16 protein-coding genes are annotated in these 18,703 nt (G+C 47.1%); 7 read left to right on the forward strand and 9 right to left on the reverse strand.

The window, feature by feature from the left end; genetic code table 11:
- Positions 1-44 precede the first annotated feature (44 nt).
- From cobA to nirB, 5 genes are all read right to left on the reverse strand, one after another.
- The gene (gene cobA / locus NYE38_RS01695) at positions 45-1,484 is read right to left on the reverse strand and encodes a uroporphyrinogen-III C-methyltransferase (protein WP_017419374.1); all 1,440 of its coding nucleotides are present in this window, start codon (positions 1,482-1,484) and stop codon (positions 45-47) included.
- Positions 1,485-1,550: 66 nt separating this feature from the next.
- Positions 1,551-1,871 carry a nitrite reductase small subunit NirD gene (gene nirD, locus NYE38_RS01700; RefSeq protein ID WP_017419375.1) on the reverse strand — a complete coding sequence of 107 codons (321 nt, stop codon included), beginning with the start codon at positions 1,869-1,871 and terminating at the stop codon, positions 1,551-1,553.
- Positions 1,872-1,891: 20 nt separating this feature from the next.
- Positions 1,892-4,309 (reverse strand): NADPH-nitrite reductase, encoded by a 2,418-nt coding sequence (gene nasD / locus NYE38_RS01705; protein ID WP_340801391.1) that lies wholly within the window; start codon positions 4,307-4,309, stop codon positions 1,892-1,894.
- A 120-nt stretch (positions 4,310-4,429) separates the two neighbouring features.
- A complete protein-coding gene (locus NYE38_RS01710) occupies positions 4,430-6,562 on the reverse strand; it encodes a nitrate reductase (RefSeq protein ID WP_071181521.1) in 2,133 nt (710 codons plus the stop codon).
- On the reverse strand, positions 6,555-8,882 hold the full coding sequence (gene nirB / locus NYE38_RS01715; RefSeq protein ID WP_017419378.1) for a nitrite reductase large subunit NirB: 2,328 nt from the start codon (positions 8,880-8,882) through the stop codon (positions 6,555-6,557). Before nirB ends, NYE38_RS01710 begins: the two co-directional genes overlap by 8 nt.
- Positions 8,883-9,063: 181 nt before the next feature.
- Between nirB and NYE38_RS01720 the strand changes: the two genes are divergently transcribed.
- The 6 genes from NYE38_RS01720 to NYE38_RS01745 all read left to right on the forward strand — a co-directional run bounded on the left by NYE38_RS01720 (position 9,064) and on the right by NYE38_RS01745 (position 15,246).
- The gene (locus NYE38_RS01720; RefSeq protein WP_025650328.1) at positions 9,064-10,269 is read left to right on the forward strand and encodes a nitrate/nitrite transporter; all 1,206 of its coding nucleotides are present in this window, start codon (positions 9,064-9,066) and stop codon (positions 10,267-10,269) included.
- A gap of 189 nt (positions 10,270-10,458) precedes the next feature.
- Positions 10,459-11,661: a GTP-binding protein gene (locus NYE38_RS01725; RefSeq protein ID WP_285001986.1), complete on the forward strand. Its 1,203-nt coding sequence runs from the start codon at positions 10,459-10,461 to the stop codon at positions 11,659-11,661.
- Between the two features lie 64 nt (positions 11,662-11,725).
- On the forward strand, positions 11,726-12,862 hold the full coding sequence (locus tag NYE38_RS01730; protein ID WP_094296367.1) for a zinc-dependent alcohol dehydrogenase: 1,137 nt from the start codon (positions 11,726-11,728) through the stop codon (positions 12,860-12,862).
- Between the two features lie 14 nt (positions 12,863-12,876).
- Positions 12,877-13,311, forward strand: coding sequence for an RDD family protein (locus NYE38_RS01735; RefSeq protein WP_285001985.1), 435 nt, complete (start codon positions 12,877-12,879; stop codon positions 13,309-13,311).
- A 71-nt stretch (positions 13,312-13,382) separates the two neighbouring features.
- The gene (locus NYE38_RS01740) at positions 13,383-13,706 is read left to right on the forward strand and encodes a YckD family protein (protein WP_007409357.1); all 324 of its coding nucleotides are present in this window, start codon (positions 13,383-13,385) and stop codon (positions 13,704-13,706) included.
- A 103-nt stretch (positions 13,707-13,809) separates the two neighbouring features.
- The gene (locus tag NYE38_RS01745; RefSeq protein ID WP_061861835.1) at positions 13,810-15,246 is read left to right on the forward strand and encodes a family 1 glycosylhydrolase; all 1,437 of its coding nucleotides are present in this window, start codon (positions 13,810-13,812) and stop codon (positions 15,244-15,246) included.
- A 40-nt stretch (positions 15,247-15,286) separates the two neighbouring features.
- Here the strand turns inward: NYE38_RS01745 and NYE38_RS01750 are convergent, their stop codons facing one another.
- The 4 genes from NYE38_RS01750 to hxlA all read right to left on the reverse strand — a co-directional run bounded on the left by NYE38_RS01750 (position 15,287) and on the right by hxlA (position 17,663).
- The gene (locus NYE38_RS01750) at positions 15,287-15,685 is read right to left on the reverse strand and encodes a competence protein ComJ (protein WP_017419379.1); all 399 of its coding nucleotides are present in this window, start codon (positions 15,683-15,685) and stop codon (positions 15,287-15,289) included.
- A gap of 20 nt (positions 15,686-15,705) precedes the next feature.
- Positions 15,706-16,143, reverse strand: a complete 438-nt coding sequence (locus NYE38_RS01755; RefSeq protein WP_003156588.1) for a NucA/NucB deoxyribonuclease domain-containing protein — start codon at positions 16,141-16,143, stop codon at positions 15,706-15,708.
- 330 nt (positions 16,144-16,473) lie between these two features.
- A complete protein-coding gene (hxlB, locus tag NYE38_RS01760; protein ID WP_014416874.1) occupies positions 16,474-17,031 on the reverse strand; it encodes a 6-phospho-3-hexuloisomerase in 558 nt (185 codons plus the stop codon).
- Positions 17,028-17,663 carry a 3-hexulose-6-phosphate synthase gene (gene hxlA / locus NYE38_RS01765; protein WP_123117601.1) on the reverse strand — a complete coding sequence of 212 codons (636 nt, stop codon included), beginning with the start codon at positions 17,661-17,663 and terminating at the stop codon, positions 17,028-17,030. The genes hxlB and hxlA overlap by 4 nt, the downstream gene beginning before the upstream one ends.
- 231 nt (positions 17,664-17,894) lie before the next feature.
- Here hxlA and NYE38_RS01770 point away from each other — a divergent pair, with 231 nt between their 5' ends.
- Positions 17,895-18,257, forward strand: coding sequence for a helix-turn-helix domain-containing protein (locus NYE38_RS01770; RefSeq protein ID WP_007409352.1), 363 nt, complete (start codon positions 17,895-17,897; stop codon positions 18,255-18,257).
- Positions 18,258-18,703 lie beyond the last annotated feature (446 nt).

Here is an 18,703-nt window from a genome sequence, read left to right on the forward strand (position 1 = left end):
GACCCCGATGCTGGGCCCGGGGGTCAGAAAAGCATTCCGGCGTATCAGCTGTGAACGAGCATGTCTTTCATTTCATTTCGTATAAACGCAAATAACTGTTCCTGATTTTTCACGGCGGTAAACCCGCAGCCGGCGGGGACGTCTTCGCCCATGCAGATGACGGGAGGGCGGTTTCCTGACGGATTCGGTGATATGCCGATTTGTTTTCCGGCGCTGATCAAATGCTGAGCGGATTCTTTGCCCGTACAGATAATCATTTGCAGAGGAGACTCACTGATCGTGCGTTCGATCATGGAAGTGAACCGCTCATCCGCGATATGTTCATGGGTGATATAAAACGGGCATGATTTTGAGTCTGACAAGTTTTCTGCTGCTTGACGGCTTCCTACAATGAGCGAGTGCGGAGAATCATTTTGCCATTCGGATAGGAGAAAGCCCCGTTTTGTCAGTTCCGTCTTTGCAGCTTCGGTCGCTGCATTCAGGCTTGCGGTCACCCGGCGGATGTCGATCTGCTTGAATGCCAGTGTGTCAAAGAATTCGCATACCGCAAGGCGTGATGTGAAAAATAGTTGTTCAAAGGTGCTGATCTGTTTCAGGATGTTTTCGTTTGCGGGCATTTTTTTAACGATCCGCTTCGGCCATTCAATAACATCGGCGCCATACTCGCGCAGCTTGTCTGTCAGTGTATGTTCATCATCGCCATGAGTGACCACCATGATATGCCGCCCGATGAACGGTTTGCTTTCAAACCAGCTGTGTGTTTGAAAATTGACAATATCACCAATGATGATAATGGCAGGGTTGGTGATGTTTTGGCTTTGAACTTTTTCATGGATATCCTGAAGCGTTCCTTTAACGCTCCGCTGCCGTCCCCACGTCCCCCATTGAATGACGAGTACGGGAACGGAGGGGGATTTTCCGTACTCCATAAGCTTCCGGCATATAAATGACAGATTTTTAACGCCCATGTAAAACACAAGCGTTTGAACGCTTCGGGCAAGCCCTTCCCAGTCGAGATTCGGCCTGCCTTGCAATGATGTATCATGAGCGGTGATCATCGCGAAGGACGAAGCGAAATCACGATGGGTAACGGGGACTCCCGCATATAGCGGCGCTGCAATTCCCGAGGTGATGCCGGGCACCATTTCGTAGCGGATGCCATGCTGATGAAGCGCCTCTGCTTCTTCGCCGACCCTGCCGAACACACTTGGGTCTCCGCCTTTCAAGCGGACGACGGTGCAGCCCTCCGCCGCTTTTTCTATCAGCAGGGCATTTATCTCAGACTGTTTCATAAAATGGCGGTCGGGCAGCTTTCCGCAATAAATGAACCGGCAGTCCGGTGAGGCGTATTCTAGAAACTTTGGGTTTGCGAGCCGGTCATACAAAATGATATCCGCTTTCTCCAGAGCCTGTTTTCCTTTTACGGTGATCAGCCCCGGGTCTCCTGGTCCGGCACCGACAAAATATACGATTCCGTTTTTCATGATGGCGTCATCCCTTCAGCAATTTAAAAAATGAAGGACCACTTGAAAAAGTGATCCGGTCTTTGATCAATACAGGAGGTATACATTCTCTCCTTCGATCAGTGTTTCGTATGTTTTGACACAGCCATGGTCCGGCTCTTGGACTTTTCCGTCTCCTAAGGAGATTTTCCAGTCATGCATCGGGCAGAAGACGTATTCTCCGCTGACGATGCCTTCAGCCAGGACGCCTCCTTTATGGGGACAGCGGTTTTCGACGGCGCGGACGTTCCCGTCAGAAAGCTTAAATACGGCAAGCTCTTTATCTTCTATATATACGGTTTTTCCTAACTCCTCGGGTAATTCGTTTACATTGCCTATGCAAACCTTTGTCATATCTTTATTAACCATGTCCGTTCCCCCTTACTGTTTTATGAAGTCGTGACGACATTTTCGAATAGATCTTTAGATGCTTTTTTATCTTTAAGGAAGTATTGCCACGGATCTTTGTGGACAGAGAGTGTCTCATTCATTCGATCGTTGAGCTCCTGCCGTTTTTCCGGATCGTTTAATACGGATTGGACATGAGATAAACCGACGCGCTCAAGCCATGCGGATGTCCGCTCCAGATAGTTTGCCGTTTCTCTGTAGTACTGAAGGTAAGCACCCGCGTATTCTAAGACTTCTTCATTCGTTTTTACTTTCATCAGCAAATCACCGGCGCGCAAATGGGTTCCGCCGTTTCCGCCGACATAAAGCTCCCAGCCCCCGTCGATGCCGACAACGCCAAGGTCCTTAATGCCTGATTCCGCACAGTTCCGAGGGCAGGCGGACACGGCCATTTTAACCTTATGAGGCGTATTGAGCCCTTCGAATTTTTTCTCAAGCGCAATACCCAGTGCCATGGAGTCTTGTGTGCCGAAGCGGCAGAATTGTTCGCCTACGCACGTTTTTACCGTGCGGAGTGTTTTTCCGTACGCGTAGCCTGACGGCATATCAAGCTCGGCCCATACTTTCGGCAGATCTTCTTTTTTCACGCCGATGAGATCAATTCGCTGGCCGCCGGTCATTTTAACGAGCGGGATCTCATATTTGTCGACGACATCGGCGATCTTGCGGAGATCTTGAGAGTTGGTTACGCCCCCGTACATCCGGGGAACGACTGAGTATGTTCCGTCCTTTTGAATATTGGCGTGCATCCGTTCGTTCACAAAACGGGATGTTCTGTCATCCTCGTATGTAGCCGGATTAATCATGCCTAAGTAGTAGTTGAGGGCAGGGCGGCATTTGGAGCAGCCCTCCGGCGTTTTCCAGCCGAGCACGTTCATGATTTCTCTTGTATGGGACAGCCCTTTGGCTCTGATTTCTTCTACGACTTCATCTCTCGACAGTGAGGTGCAGCCGCAAATCGCTTCTTTTTGCGCGGACGCGTCAAATTCTGAGCCCAGTGTATATTGAAGAATGTCTTCCACGAGCGGTTTACAGCCTCCGCAGGAACGGGATGCCCCGGTGCATGCTTTGATTTCGTCCGTAGATGTGCAGCCTTTTTCCTGAATGGCTTGAATAATCGCGCCTTTTGAAACGCCGTTGCATCCGCAGATGATTTCATCGTCGCTCATCGCCGCGGTCATGCTTGCGCCTGCTTCCTGATCAAGAGGCTGTAAGATTGATATTTTGGAGGTTTCAGAGATATCTGCTTCTTTTTGAATCATAGAAAACAGGCGGTTGCCTTCGCTGCTGTCTCCGAACAAAACAGCGCCGACAATTTGATTGCCCCTCAGGACGATTTTTTTATAAATGCCGTCCTGTTCATCGAACACTTTAATCGCCTTTTTGTCCTCTGATTCATCAAAGTCGCCGGCAGAGAAGACCTCGACGCCTGATACCTTTAATTGAGTGGAGAGAACGGAGCCTTCGTACGGTTTTGTTTCAATGCCGCAAATATGCTTGGCCAGCACTTTTGCCTGTTCATAGAGCGGCGCCACAAGACCGTATGCGATTCCGCGGTGCTCGGCACATTCACCGACCGCGTAAATGTGCGGAATTTCAGTCTGCATATAATCGTTGACAATGATTCCGCGGTTAACCGGGATGCCGCTTTCTGTGCCAAGCTGTGTATTCGGGCGGATGCCGACAGCCATGACGACCAGATCAGCTTTGATGCTTGTGCCGTCTTTGAAGCGTACGCCTTCGACACGGTCAGTACCGAGAATTTCTTCGGTTTGTTTTTCAAGGAAAAAGGTCATGCCTTGTTTTTCTAACTCGTTTTGCAGCAGGCGTCCCGCCGCTGCGTCAAGCTGGCGCTCCATCAGGAATGGGGCGAGGTGGATGACAGACACGTCCATGCCGAGATTCAGCAGTCCGCGCGCGGCTTCCAAACCCAGCAGTCCTCCGCCGATGACGGCTGCTTTTTTATATTGTTTTGACGCGGCGAGCATCGTGTCTGTATCTTTTATGTCCCGGAATGCCGTGACGCCTTGTTTGTCTGCGCCCGGAATCGGAAGGATAAAAGGGACAGAGCCTGTCGCCAGGATGAGTTCATCGTAAGGCTGGATTCTGTCTGCATCGGTGATGAGGGTTTTGTTTTCCGTGTCGACTTTGATGACTGTTTCACCGGTATACAGCTGAATGTTGTTTTCTTTGTACCAGTTCCAATCGTTTAACGTAATGTCTTGAATGTCGGTATCGCCTTGCAGCACTTTTGACAGAAGGATTCGGTTATAGTTGGGATGAGGTTCGGCCCCGAATATTGTAATCTCAAATTCGTCTTTTGAAACACGCAGTATTTCTTCAATCGCTCTTACCCCGGCCATTCCATTTCCAACAAGGACTAGCTGTTTTTTTCCCATCAGATGATCCGCTCCTTATCTTTGTTTTTTTTTAGCGTAGCACAGCAAAAACAAATATTTAAGATGCATGTTATGAAATGTAACGAAAAATACTAAAAAATCTAAAAATTTTATGAAAAATTATATAGGGCTGATTCGTACCGCGCACATCTTAAAACCGGGCATTTTACAGTCCGGGTCCAAGGCTTCACCAATTAAATCGTTGACGTTTTGCGTGTCAGACCAATGGATGGGGACAAACAACGTGTCTTTTCGTACGTTCTCCGACCATCTGCTCCGCACCGTGATGCTGCCCCGGGGGGATTCTATCTTCACGAGAACACGGTCTTCGATATGATAGTCGGCCGCCGTTTTTGGGTGGATTTCCACAAAGGATTCGAAATGTCTTGCAGCCAAGGCAGAGCTTTTTCTTGTTTGGACGCCTGTTAAGTAGTGAGACATGACTCTGCCTGTCGTTAAATAAAGCGGATAATCGGCTGTCGGCTTCTCTTTCGGGATGGCCGGTTCGTTTGGAATCACACTTAATGCCGCTTTTTGATCCGGATGAGCAAATGATTCTGTAAACAAGCGCCCGGTTCCGGGATGATCAGATTCCGGACACGGCCAATGAATGCCGCCTTCACGTCTGAGCCTGTCGTATGAGATGCCTGAATAATCGGCAATCCCGCCTCGGCTCGCTTCTCTCAATTCATTAAAAATATCCTCCGCTGACGTATAAGAAAAGTAGCGGCCCTTGCCGAGAGCGGATGCGAGATCACAAATGATCTGCCAATCATGCTTTGCTTCGCCGGGACATGGCCGGCTCGCTTCTCTTAATGTCACGCGGCCTTCTGCATTTGTCATCGTGCCTTCATCTTCTAAGTAAGAGGAGGCGGGTAAAATCACATCCGCGAATGCCGCGGTCTCAGAAATAAATAAGTCAACTGCGACAAAAAATCTCAGTTTCTTGATTGCCTGCTTGACGAAATTCGCATTTGGGCCGGAAACAGCCGGATTGGAACACATGAGAAACAGTCCTTTGATGTCGCCGCTATCTATTTTTTCTATCATTTCATAGGCTGAGACGCCTTTTCGCGGCAGCTCATCCTGATGAATCCCCCACACCTTCGCAATATGCGCCCGGTGTTCTTCAATTTCGATAGAACGGTAGCCCGGAAGCTGATCGGCTTTTTGGCCGTGTTCTCTCGCGCCTTGTCCGTTGCCTTGGCCGGTAATCGCCCCGTAACCTGAGAAGGGCTTGCCGATTTTTCCGGTGATCAGCACCATATTTAAGAAAGCTTTCACCGCCGCGGTACCGTCAGTCTGCTGTTCGATCCCCCGCGCTGTAAATAGCATGCCGGATGTTTCCTTGGCAAACTTCACGGCGGCCTTTCGCATAAGCTCCAAAGGAACACTTGTCTGCTCGGAGATCTCTTCCAGATACAAAGCGTCGGTATGCCGTTTGAGCTTATCGAATCCGTTTGTGCGTGTGCGGATAAAGTCTTTGTCTGTAAGCTGTTCGTCAATGCAGATTTTGACGAGTCCGTTTGCCAGAGCGGCGTCTGTGCCGGGCTTGATTTTCAGGTGAAGATCGGCTATTTTAGTCGTCGCCGTTTCCCGGGGATCAATGGCGATAATGTAAGCCCCGTTTTCTTTCGCTTTATCAAAATACGGCATGATCGTCGGCTGGCATTCCGCGATATTGGTGCCTGCCAGGATGATGACACGTGTATGCGGAATGTCCGATAATGGATTCGTCAGGCCCCTGTCCGCGCCGAATGTCTGGCCGGCCGCCGTTGCTGCGGCAGACATACAGAGCCGCCCGTTGTAATCGATGTATTTCGTCTGTAAGCCGACCCGTGCGAACTTTCCAAGCAGATAGGCTTCTTCATTTGTAATTGAGGCGCTCCCATAGACGGCCATCGCATCATTGCCGTGTTCGGTTTGGATCAGATTGATTTGTTCCTTTATGCGATTCAGTGCTTCAGCCCAAGAGACAGGCACAAATTCACCGTTTTTTTTAAGCAGGGGGCGTGTAATGCGGGAAGAGTGCACGGCATGCTGATGGGCATTCATGCCTTTTGTACATAAACGGCCATGTGTCGTCGGATTATCAATGCCGATTGCAGTGTATTTCTTCCGTGCCGCGAAGGTTTGTTCCGTAAGCTGCATTTTGCATTGCATGCTGCAGAACGGGCATTGCGTCTCATATGTTTTTTCCGATTGGACATCTTGCAGTTTGTCACGGAAATAACGGAGCATCGGTTCAGTCAAAAAGCTTCATCCTTTCGTATGGCGTTTTCCCGGCAGACAGGTTTTGCAGCAGGGATATGTCTGAACGGAGATTTTTCAGAAGCTGTGTCCGCATATCTTCTTCAAACAGCATTTCTCTGATATGGACGAGGCCGAGTCTGTCAACCCATTGATAAATCGCTTCGTTGTAGTGAGCCGTTTCGCGATAATATTGAATAAGGCCTTTCATCATAGCGGCGGTACTGTCTTCGTTATTCGTCACACAAAAAAGGATGCCGGCGCGGGCTTGTTTTCCGCGGACGCCCCCGATATAAATTTCCCAGCAAGTTTGTGTCTGAAGCACGCCGATATCCTGAATGTAAGCATCGCTGCAATTGTTTTCACATGACAAGCTGACGGATACATAAGCGGGGACGGCAAGTGTGTCGGTATCTCGTTCAATCCTGCTTGCCAGCTCTTGAAAGGAGCGATGCTGTCCGCACGTACATGCTTTGATTTGAATCGTCCAGCGGTGCCGGGGGGAGAAAACCGGCATGTTCAGTGCTTTTCTGATGCTTGCAAGGTCATTTGGCCTGATTCCGGAAAGCTTCAGCCGGTGACTGTCAGTAATTGAAACGCCGGGGATGCCGTATGTTTCAATGACGTTTGCGATGTTTTTGAGCTCTCCCGCACTTGTCAGTCCGCCGTACATTTGCGGAATCAGGGTGCATGTCTCTTCTGCCGATATTTCATTGAACTGCATAAAATCAGGCCGCATCCTTTCCAGGTAGTAGTGAAGCGCCGGAATACAAATGCGGCAGCCGTTTTCTGTTTTCCAGCCGATCACTTCCATCACCTCGGCGGTATCAGTGAATGGACGGCGCCGAAGTTCGGCGATGACTTCTTCTTCCGTCAAATCGGTGCAGCCGCAAAACGAAGGCTGGCGGGAAGGTTTTGTGTAATCATCGCTTACCATATACTTCAGCAAGTCTTCGACGAGCGGCCTGCATCCCCCGCAAGACCCGGACGCTTTTGTCATGTGCTTCACTTCCTCCGCGGTTTTTAAGCCATATTTGTTCACCGCTTCTTCAATGGAGCCCTTGGTCACTGAGCTGCATTGGCAAATGGTTTCATGGGGTGGCATGGATTCAAAGGATATACCGCCTTGATCGGGTTCCATGAGCTGTTTTTTCACGATGGAAATGTCCCTTTGCTTCACAAGACTGTCGAGAAGCCGCTGTTTACCGCGCGTGTCCCCGAATAAAATAAAGCCGGCCGGTTTATCGTCCTCAAAGAGCGCTTTTTTGTAGATGCCTCCATGCTCATCATGGAACAATATGCCGGCTGTGTGCTCATCCTCGTGCACCTTTCCTGCCGACCATACATCAATACCGGCTATTTTTAAGGCCGCAGATTGTGCAAAGCCTTGAAACCCTTCACACGGAACGCCGCATAGATGCTGTGCGAGCACTTTTCCCTGTTCATAAAGCGGTGCAGCCAATCCGTGTACAATCCCGTCATGCTCCGCGCATTCACCGACGGCATACACATTCGGTTTGTTCGTCTGCATGAATTGATTGACGATGATTCCTCGGTTCACTGAAAGTCCGGCAGATGCAGCCAATCGGATATTGGGCCTCACACCGGCGGCCATGACAATCAGGTCTGCTTCTATGGAAGAACCGTCTTTGAAACGGATGCCTTCCGCCCGTGAGTTTCCTGTAATGGATGCCGTGTCTTTCTCTAAAAGAAAGACTAAGCCTTTTCGCTCCAGTTCTTTCTGCAGCAGATGGGATGCCGTTTGATCAAGCTGTTTTTGCATAATGGCGGAAGAGTGGTGAATGACGCTGACGTCCATGCCGAGCTGCCGTAAGCCGACGGCCGCTTCAAGACCTAATAAACCGGCGCCGATGACCGCCGCCTTTTGATGCCGGCCGGCCGCATTGATAAGGGATTGGCAGTCTTCTATTGTCCGAAAGCCGCAGACGCCTTCTTTCTCTGCTCCGGGTATGGGGAGAATATAAGGAGAGGAGCCAGTTGCCGCGATGAAATGATCGTAAGTCATGCTGCGCTTCCGATCCGTTGTGACAACCTGCCGTTCTGTATCTATGTGTACAACCGTTTCTCCCGTGTAAAGCGTAATTCCGTTTTTTTCGTACCATTCGCGGCTATTCAGCGTAATGTCATCAAGCGAAACCTCACCTTGTAAAACGGAGGATAAGAGAATGCGATTGTAATTGGGATGAGGTTCGGTTCCGAAAATAACAATCTCAAACATGTCACGGTTCATCTTTAAAATGTGTTCAATACAGCGGATTCCGGCCATTCCGTTCCCTGCAACAATTAATCGTTGTTTCTTCATTCGCCAAACCTCCTTTGCAGCTGCCTGTAAGTTTTGCTTCTCTATGAGAAATTATGGCACATTGCCTGATTAACGCATTAAATGTGTCGCATTATCTTACAGATGTCTTTTCCGGTGAATGCCGGTCATATATTCTTGATTCAGCAATTTGAAATGATAGAAGACCGGAAAGGAGAATGTTATGAAGCTGTCGGAATTAAAAACAAGCGGCCATCCGCTCACTCTGCTCTGTTCCTTCTTATATTTTGATGTGAGTTTTATGATTTGGGTCATGCTGGGGGCGCTCGGCGTTTATATTTCTCAGGATTTCGGGTTATCTTCTTTTGAAAAAGGATTTGTCGTGGCTCTTCCGATCTTATCAGGATCTGTGTTTCGGATCATTTTAGGCGTGTTAACGGACAGGATCGGTCCGAAGAAAACAGCCGTGATCGGGATGCTGATTACAATGATCCCGCTGCTTTGGGGGGCATTCGGCGGCCGTTCTTTGACTGAGCTGTATGCGATCGGCATTCTGCTGGGCGTGGCGGGCGCAAGTTTTGCTGTCGCGCTTCCGATGGCGAGCCGGTGGTATCCGCCTCACTTGCAGGGGCTTGCGATGGGGATAGCAGGTGCCGGCAACAGCGGCACTTTGTTTGCGACATTGTTCGGTCCCCGCCTCGCAGAACAGTTTGGGTGGCACAGTGTAATGGGAATTGCGCTTCTTCCGTTGATGATCGTTTTTATACTGTTTATCGTCATGGCGAAGGACTCTCCTGCACAGCCCGCACCGCAGCCGCTTAAAAACTATCTTCACGTTTTCAGGCAGAAGGAGACATGGTGTTTCTGTCTTTTGTACGGCGTCACTTTCGGAGGTTTTGTGGGATTATCAAGTTTTTTGGCGATTTTTTTCGTTGATCAATATCAATTGTCAAAAATCCATGCCGGTGATTTCGTCACAATATGTGTTGCAGCGGGCAGTTTTTTTCGCCCTGCAGGAGGCTGGATTTCAGACCGTGCGGGAGGTGCGAAAGTTCTCGCTGTACTGTTTATCATCGCGGCTCTGTGTATGGCGGGAGTCAGCAGCCTGCCTCCGCTTTCAACGGTGATCGTTCTGTTGTTTATCGGAATGATGGCGCTCGGTATGGGCAACGGAGCAGTATTTCAGCTTGTCCCTCAGCACTTTGCAAAAGAAATCGGAATGGTGACGGGAATCGTCGGAGCGGCCGGCGGCATAGGAGGTTTTTTCCTTCCCAATATTTTAGGATCATTGAAGCAGATGACGGGAACTTATGCGATCGGTTTTATCTCTTTTTCATGTATCGCATTGCTCGCATTTGTGCTTGTTCTGGCCGCAGGCTATTTTTGGAGAAAAAGCTATGGCACTGAAAACAGTCCTGCGGATGTTTAAGTTTGGGCGGAAGACACGTATGACAGCGTGTCTTTTTTATGATTGATTATTTTTCACTTGATTTTAAACGGAGAATATATCAGAATAAATAGTAACGGTTACGATTTATAACAATGTACATCATGATGAAAAAGGGGCAGGTGCGGGATATAAATCGTAATCATTCTATTTTGTCAGGAGGCTATTTATATGAAAAAAATTCCGGTTACAGTATTGAGCGGCTATCTTGGTGCCGGAAAGACGACCGTTTTGAATCATATTTTACAAAACCGCAACGGTTTAAAAATTGCCGTCATCGTCAATGACATGAGCGAAGTAAATATAGACGCGGGCTTGGTGAAGCAGGGAGGCGGCTTGTCAAGGACGGATGAGAAACTCGTAGAATTATCCAACGGCTGTATCTGCTGCACGCTGCGTGAAGATTTATTAGTCGAAGTTGAGAAACTCGCGAAAGACGGCAGATTTGATTATATAGTGATTGAATCAACCGGGATCAGCGAACCGATTCCCGTTGCCCAGACATTTTCTTATATAGATGAAGAAATGGGCATTGATCTGACAACATTCTGCAGGCTGGACACAATGGTGACCGTGGTGGATGCAAACCGCTTCTGGCATGATTTCCAGTCCGGTGACAGCCTTCTTGACCGGAAGGAAGCGGCGGGAGAAGAGGATGAACGGGTGATTGCCGATTTATTAATTGACCAAATCGAGTTTTGTGATGTGCTCATTTTAAATAAATGCGACATGGTCGGCGAAAAAGAGCTTGAAAAGCTGGAAACGGTTCTTCGCGCATTACAGCCCCGTGCCAGACTGATCCGGTCCGTCCGCGGAGAAGTGCCCGCCGAATACATATTGAATACCGGTTTATTTGAGTTTGAGGAAGCGAGTTCATCAGCAGGATGGATAAAGGAGCTGACGGCAGGTCATGAAGCGCACACTCCGGAAACGGAAGAGTACGGTATCACTTCGTTTGTGTACTCGCGGCGTTTGCCGTTTCATACCGTTCGTTTTGACAGCTGGCTGCATCAATCAATGCCTGACAACATTGTGCGCGCAAAAGGAATTGCTTGGTGCGCAACCCGCAACAGCCTTGCGCTGCTGATGTCTCAGGCGGGTCCGGCGGTTTCGATTGAGCCTGTTTCTTATTGGGTGGCGGCAATGCCGAAACTTGAGCAGGAGCAGATCAAACAGCAGGAACCGGAGATTCTGGAAGATTGGGACGACCAATTCGGAGATCGTCATACGAACCTGGTGTTTATCGGAACAGATTTAGATGAAGCAGCCATTACAAAGGAATTGGATCAGTGCCTGCTCACGCCGTCTGAGTTCGATTCCGACTGGTCGCAGCTTGAAGATCCTTTTCAATGGGATATTCAGCGGGCCGAATAACATACCGGCCAAGTTTAGAAGCAGGTGAAAAGGGAAGGAGTGATGAAAAAGGAGCTGACCAAGTGTGAAAGCACTGACATACCAAGGAAAAGAACATATGGAAGTGAAAGAAGTCCCGGCACCCGCCATTCAAGATGAGAGAGATGTCATCGTTCGAATCACCGCAACCGGGATATGCGGTTCAGACCTTCATTTATATAAAAACGGAATACCCGCCGATCCGGGTTATATCGTCGGGCATGAGCCGATGGGAATCGTTGAAGAAACGGGCAGTCAAGTCAAAAAGCTGAAAAAAGGCGACCGGGTCGTGATTCCTTTTAATATCGGCTGCGGAGAATGTCATTATTGCAAGCACCAGATGGAAAGCCAGTGTGATGAATCTAATCCAAATCCTCATACAGATGCCGGCGGCTTATTCGGTTTTTCGGAGTTTAACGGTAATTATCCCGGCGGGCAGGCTGAATATTTACGTGTTCCTTATGCTGATTTCTCTTCTTTTCTGGTTCCGGCAGACAGTGAGCTTGAAGATGAGCAGGTGCTGCTTCTGTCAGATGTCATGCCGACCGCCTTTTGGAGCGTCCAGCACAGCGGAGTGAAAAAAGGAGATACAGTCGTGATTCTGGGATCAGGTCCGATCGGCTTAATGGCGCAAAAATTCGCGTGGAAAAAAGGAGCTAAACGGGTTATCGCAGTTGATCAAGTCCCGCACCGCCTTGAACATGCGAGACGCATAAACGGAGCAGAGACCTTCAATTTTTCAGAACATGATGAGATCGGGAAACTGCTGCATGAACAAACGTCAGGGGGCGCGGATGTAGTGATTGATTGTGTCGGAATGGACGGCACGCCGCTTTCAAAAGAAAAAACAGAGCAAAAACCGAATCAGTTCGGAACGATCAGTCCGATTCTTACAGCAGCAGAAGCCGTTAAGAAGTTCGGAACCGTGCAGCTCACGGGCGCATACATTTCTGAAGCGGACGGCTTTCCGCTCGGCGATTTTTTCACACGCAACGTTTCTTTAAAAATGGGCCAGGCACCCGTTATTCATCTGATGCCGATGCTGTATCAAATGATCGAACAAAATGAAATTGATCCGACGGATATCATTACACACAAAATGAGTCTTGCGGAAGCTCCTGCTGCATATGATATATTTGACAAAAAAGAAGATGGCAACATTAAAGTGATTTTGAAGCCATAGCGAGGAGAAACACGATGAATATTTACAGACCGGCGGGATTTTGGATCAGATTGGGAGCCGTGGTACTCGACTATTTAATTACTTCAGTGTCTTTGGCGATTATTTTTATGCTGGCAACAGGAAAAGATCCGAATGAGAGCGCAATGATCAGCATTATTTTGACTCTTTATGGTATTTTGCTCCCTGTATACTGGAACGGTTATGTTATCGGCAAAAAGATCTGCGGTATCCGCATCGTTAAAAAAGACGGAACTCAGGTAGGCTTTCTCACTATGATTTTGAGAGTGCTTGTGGGCGGCCTGATATATGGCGTGACGTTTGGAATCGGTGTGATCGTGAGCGCATTCATGGTCGGAATGAGAGAAGACAGACGGTCAATCCACGATTTTGTAGCGGGAACGTATGTCACATACGCGCTGCCGGACGAATCGATTGAAAAGAGCGAATAATTTCGCTCTTTTTTTGCATAAAAAATGGATGGGGGAGCAACATATAACAAACGTTAAAGGAGGAAAGAGTCATGAAAAAAGCTGCATTGTCTTTAGCTGCGTTTTTCATTACAGCAATGGTTTTCACAATGCCGGCACACGCCGCCGGAACAAAAATGCCTTCAACAATGTCACTCACGGAACAGCAGAAAAAAGAAATTGAATCACTTGAAAAAGAAGTGCTCGAAAAACGAAAACATGTCATATCCAAATATGTTGAGTACGGGGTCCTGCCGAAAGAAAAAGCAGAACATATTAAACAGCATATGGACAGGCGCTTTAACATGATGAAACAAAATGGGTTTGTCCCGAAGCCTCCGCCTCATAAATTGGAAAAGCGGCATCATCATTCTTAAGCATCCGGCAAGCCGGATGCTTTTTTGTTTTTATCGGGATTGCTCTGAAACGCGTTTCATAACGTATGATATCAATATCATATGCATCAGGAGGATGAAACACATGATACATAAAAAACAGGGCCTGTTCCCTGATACATTTCTATGGGGGTCAGCCTCGGCTGCCTATCAGGTTGAAGGAGCCTGGAATAAAGACGGTAAAGGACCTTCAGTATGGGACTTATTCACGAAAATACCGGGTAAAACGTTTAAAGGCTCAAATGGCGATACAGCAGTCGGCCATTATGAGCGCTATAAAGAAGATATCGCCTTGATGGCAGAAATGGGTTTGAAAGCTTACCGATTTTCTGTCAGCTGGCCGAGAATTTTTCCGAATGGCAGAGGGGAAATTAACGAATCAGGGGTCGCATTTTACGAAGACCTGATCGATGAATTGATTTCTAACGATATTGAGCCGGTGCTGACTCTTTATCATTGGGACTTGCCTCAGGCGCTGATGGATGAATACGGCGGCTTTGAATCAAGAAAAATTATTGATGATTTCAATGATTACTGCATTGCGTTATACAAAAGATTTGCCGGCAAGGTGAAATACTGGGTCACGTTAAACGAGCAGAATTATAATTTTCATAACGGGTTTATTACAGCTGCACATCCGCCCGGCGTAAAGGACAGAAAACGATTTTATGCAGCGAATCATATCGCATTTTTAGCTAATGCCAAAGCGATTGAATCCTTCAGACAATATGTTCCTGACGGTTTGATCGGCCCGAGCTTCGCTTATTCACCGGCTTATCCGCTTACAAGTCACCCTGAAGACATAACTGCGTTTGAAAACGCAGAGGAATTTATGAACCATTGGTGGCTTGATATGTATTGCCGGGGGACTTATCCGCAAATTCCTTTCAATTATTTAAAGGAAAAGGGCTGGGCGCCCGCCATTGAAGCCGGGGATATGGAATTGCTTGCGAAAGGCAAGCCGGATTTTATCGGTGTTAATTATTATCAGACGATTACGTACGAAAGAAATCCTCTTGACGGTGTATCGGAGGGGAAAATGAACACGACTGGTCAGAAAGGGACAAACCAGGATACCGGTATACCGGGGCTGTTTAAAACGAAAAAGAATCCTAATCTCGTGACGAGTAATTGGGATTGGACGATTGACCCGATAGGTCTGCGCATCGGCCTCCGGCGTATAACGAGCCGCTATGAGCTGCCGGTTTTTATAACAGAAAACGGGCTGGGGGAATTCGATAAAATAGAAGAAGACGGCTCAATTCAGGATGACTACAGAATTGACTATTTACGCTCCCATCTTGAACAGTGCAGAGAGGCCATTAGTGATGGAGTTCATCTCATCGGCTACTGCAGCTGGTCATTCACGGATCTGTTAAGCTGGCTGAACGGCTATCAAAAACGCTACGGTTTTGTCTATATCAATCGAGATGAAGAAGATGAAAAAGATTTGAAACGGATCAGGAAAAAGAGTTTTTATTGGTATCAGAATGTAATTGAAACAAACGGTAAAAGTTTATAAAAGTTCCCTGAGAGAAATATGATTCTCTCAGGGATTTCTTTTACATTGCGGCTGCATCAATAATATACGTATCCGCATGAAGATCGGATATTTCGGCAGGCACTGAATAACAGGTAAGGCTGTATCGGCCTTTCGGAATATTAAAAGAAAGCCGCTTTGACATCACGCTTTCAATCTCAATTCCATCTTTTACAGCCTCAAAGGGAACAGTCGCTTTTTTCTCATAGGATGGTACCGGTTCACTTGTGTTAAGCCTGAGGACGATAAATGCCCTCGTATTTCTCCTTGCTTCAAATGAAACAGCTCCGTCAGCTTCCGCATATCCTTTTTCAATGGCTTCATCGGTCCAATCGATAACAGGCGGTTCTGAATCTTTTTGAAAGAGTGTAAATTGATGATAAGAAATGGCCAGTTCTTGCGGTTTCCATGATTTAATCAATGCGCTGTTCCTCCTGTTTTTTACTTAATTTTAAATAATACTCTCGTTCCGTCGGGATCATTGGTAAGCTGGTGTCCGACCCAAGAGCCGGCTCCGCGGTTGTCTGCCGGAGAAATATATTCTACGGAGGCGTTATTTCCGCCCTGTTTACAAACCGCCATCGGCCATTCATCCCTATCGTAACCCGTTTTGACAGGCACATGTTTAAGAGATTGCTCACGCCGCTTATGTACTCCGTCTCTGTCAATGGTGCATATGCTGGAATGCCCTTCTTTTATCGCGTCCTTAATATGCTTTGCTGTTTCCGGATATCGATCGGACGGAAATAGGATTACTTTGTCGTAATCACTCTTCTGAACGGTCTGCTCGTTATCGGAGAAAAGATCACCCTTGATCAGGGCCGCGACTGCTCCGGCAATGATGATAAGAACAAGCAGCAGTGCTTTTAATGTTTTCAAGAGTATCAATCACCTCCAGTTATAAATTGCTGTTAAGCTGGTCCAAGAATAAAGCAGAATCGGCCGGCTGTAAAGCTGTTAAAATATATTTCTCAGCCGCAATTCAGCTGAATATCTGTAAAACCATCCGCACAAATCAACTTTATTCATTAAAAATTCGATCAGAAAGTGTTTTTTGCCGTTTCCCTATTCAGAAATGAATGGTTGCGGGTGTATCGTCAATTGACTTATTATAGCGATAAGCTCACCGGCGAGGTATCTTCGTCTGCGAGTGTCGTGCGAAACAGGACGATAAAAAGACGGCCATCTGATAAGAAGGCCGTCAGCAAATCATTCCAGATTCGCATGCTTTGTAAACATGTCTGCTGAATTCAATTCTTTTTTCTCCATGATTTTTAGAATAACCGCATCGTAGAACAGCAGAAGAGTTTGTTCGAATAAAGAACCCATCGGCTGAATCGTCTTTCTGTCTCCGCCGGTCTCTTCCTTAGGAGAGCCGGGAATCGTTATTGTAAGATCCGCAAGTTTGCCGAGACTTGAAGCGGGGTTAATCGTTAATGCAGTGATGATGCCGTTAAGGTTTTTGGCTTTTTCAGCCGTATGAAGCAGACTTTTTGTTTCGCCTGAGCCTGAGCCGATGATGACGAGACCGCCTTCTTGGAGGGGAGGGGTAAGCGTCTCACCGACGATGTAAGCGTTCAGGCCGATGTGCATCATCCTCATGGCGAACGCTTTAGCCATAAAGCCGGAACGGCCCGCTCCGGACGTGAAGATTTGATCTGCCGATAAAATCAGATCCGCAAGCTTGTCAGCTTCACTGTCGGCTATTAATGCTGCGGTGCGGGATATTTCATTTAGTATTTCATGTAAGTATTCAGTCGTTTTCATGATCTTTGTGTGATCAGCTGTTTCATTTTAGCAGCAGCATCCGCTTTATTGTCAGCTCCCGTAATGCCTCCGCCGACAATGATTAAATCTGGGTTTTGTTTGATGGCTTCAGGAAGCGTATCAAGTTTAATGCCTCCGGCAATTGCGGTTTTAGCGCTCTTGACCGCTTTTTTAATCGCCGTCAGTTCCTCGAATGAATTTTTTCCTTCTGCTTGAAGATCATAACCTGTGTGAACACAAATATAATCAACACCGAGTTGGTCAATTTCTTTTGCCCGTGTTTCAAGGTTTTTTACGTTAATCATGTCGACGAGGATTTTTTTCTGCTGTTTTTTTGCTTCGGCAACCGCCCCTTTGATCGTTGAGTCGTCTGTCGCCCCTAAAACGGTGATGATGTCGGCTCCCGCTTCTGCCGCTTTCATAATCTCGTAACCGCCTGCATCCATGATTTTAAGATCGGCAAGCACTTTCAAGTGAGGAAAGGCTGTTTTCATTTCCTGCACGGCTTTCAGTCCTTCATTAATGACAACGGGAGTGCCGATTTCTACAACATCTATATATGGTTCGACCTCTTTCACAAGTTCAATTGCTTCCGGGATATTTACTAAGTCTAATGCCAGCTGTAATTCCACTTTATATCCACTCCTCTTTTTCATGTATTTCCATTCTATAGAGTGCCCCGCATGTTGAGAAGTACGCACTTTGAAGTCTAATAGTTACTTTGAGGATACTGTCCCCGCAGGCAATGCGCTTTGTTTCAGCAAAACTGCGTGGTAGTATAAACTGACGAAAGTTGTGTGAAAAAGTAAGCGTGTATGAATAGATAATGACCGTACAAAAAGTAAGAGGAAGGAGAATTGTCCGTGAGCCGAATGGATGAGAAAACGTTTAATTGCGAAAAGGAATTGACGCTTGCCGTGATAGGCGGGAAGTGGAAAATGCTGATTATGTGGCACTTGGGAAAAGAAGGGACGAAGCGGTTTAATGAGCTGAAAGCTTTAATTCCGGATATTACGCACAAAATTCTTGTGAATCAGCTCAGGGAGCTGGAGCAGGATCTGATCGTTCACAGGGAAGTTTACCCTGTCGTCCCTCCGAAAGTGGAGTATTCTTTAACGGCGCAAGGAGAAAGCCTTATGCCGATTCTGGACGCTATGTATAAGTGGGGAAAAGATTATATGGAATTAATCAACATTGATAAAACTGCAATAAAGGAATCTTTTTGAAGCGCTCTATGTAAAATAGAGTGCTTTTTTTGCGGTTTAATGAAATCATATTGCGAACATTCGGGCCGTCTGTTTCGGTTCTTGCGCTGTTTTTTCCGGGTCAGCTTACGTACGTAAATTTTTTTCATTCTGCCATAACTGGATATTCGACAGATTTTCATTATAGTTTAAAGATTTTTAATTTTACGTAAATAATATTTTTGAAAATAAATTGCGGGATGCCGCAAAATACCCTCTGGATTCGTCGGATTTTTTTCGGTGTGCCGCATGAAACTTTTCACCCATTTTTCGGTGATAAAAACAATATTTTCATATAAAGTGAACGTAAGTAGATATATAGAAATACATGCAGAAATAGGTAAACCTTTCGTGCTTACAATCAATGGCTTTTTGTCTTGATTTCTCATAAATTTGATGCCGCATTTCGGACTGCGCGGGTGAACGGA

Source organism: Bacillus sp. EU63 (assembly GCF_038592915.1).
GTDB classification, from domain to species: domain Bacteria; phylum Bacillota; class Bacilli; order Bacillales; family Bacillaceae; genus Bacillus; species Bacillus velezensis.

What these genes read in the sequence shown, in the direction of transcription:
- cobA (WP_017419374.1), bottom strand. Translation starts at nt 1,484, where the DNA reads ATGAAAAACGGAATCGTATATTTTGTCGGTGCCGGACCAGGAGACCCG.
- nirD (WP_017419375.1), bottom strand. Translation starts at nt 1,871, where the DNA reads ATGGTTAATAAAGATATGACAAAGGTTTGCATAGGCAATGTAAACGAA.
- nasD (WP_340801391.1), bottom strand. Translation starts at nt 4,309, where the DNA reads ATGGGAAAAAAACAGCTAGTCCTTGTTGGAAATGGAATGGCCGGGGTA.
- nirB (WP_017419378.1), bottom strand. Translation starts at nt 8,882, where the DNA reads ATGAAGAAACAACGATTAATTGTTGCAGGGAACGGAATGGCCGGAATC.
- NYE38_RS01720 (WP_025650328.1), top strand. Translation starts at nt 9,064, where the DNA reads ATGAAGCTGTCGGAATTAAAAACAAGCGGCCATCCGCTCACTCTGCTC.
- NYE38_RS01725 (WP_285001986.1), top strand. Translation starts at nt 10,459, where the DNA reads ATGAAAAAAATTCCGGTTACAGTATTGAGCGGCTATCTTGGTGCCGGA.
- NYE38_RS01735 (WP_285001985.1), top strand. Translation starts at nt 12,877, where the DNA reads ATGAATATTTACAGACCGGCGGGATTTTGGATCAGATTGGGAGCCGTG.
- NYE38_RS01740 (WP_007409357.1), top strand. Translation starts at nt 13,383, where the DNA reads ATGAAAAAAGCTGCATTGTCTTTAGCTGCGTTTTTCATTACAGCAATG.
- NYE38_RS01745 (WP_061861835.1), top strand. Translation starts at nt 13,810, where the DNA reads ATGATACATAAAAAACAGGGCCTGTTCCCTGATACATTTCTATGGGGG.
- hxlB (WP_014416874.1), bottom strand. Translation starts at nt 17,031, where the DNA reads ATGAAAACGACTGAATACTTACATGAAATACTAAATGAAATATCCCGC.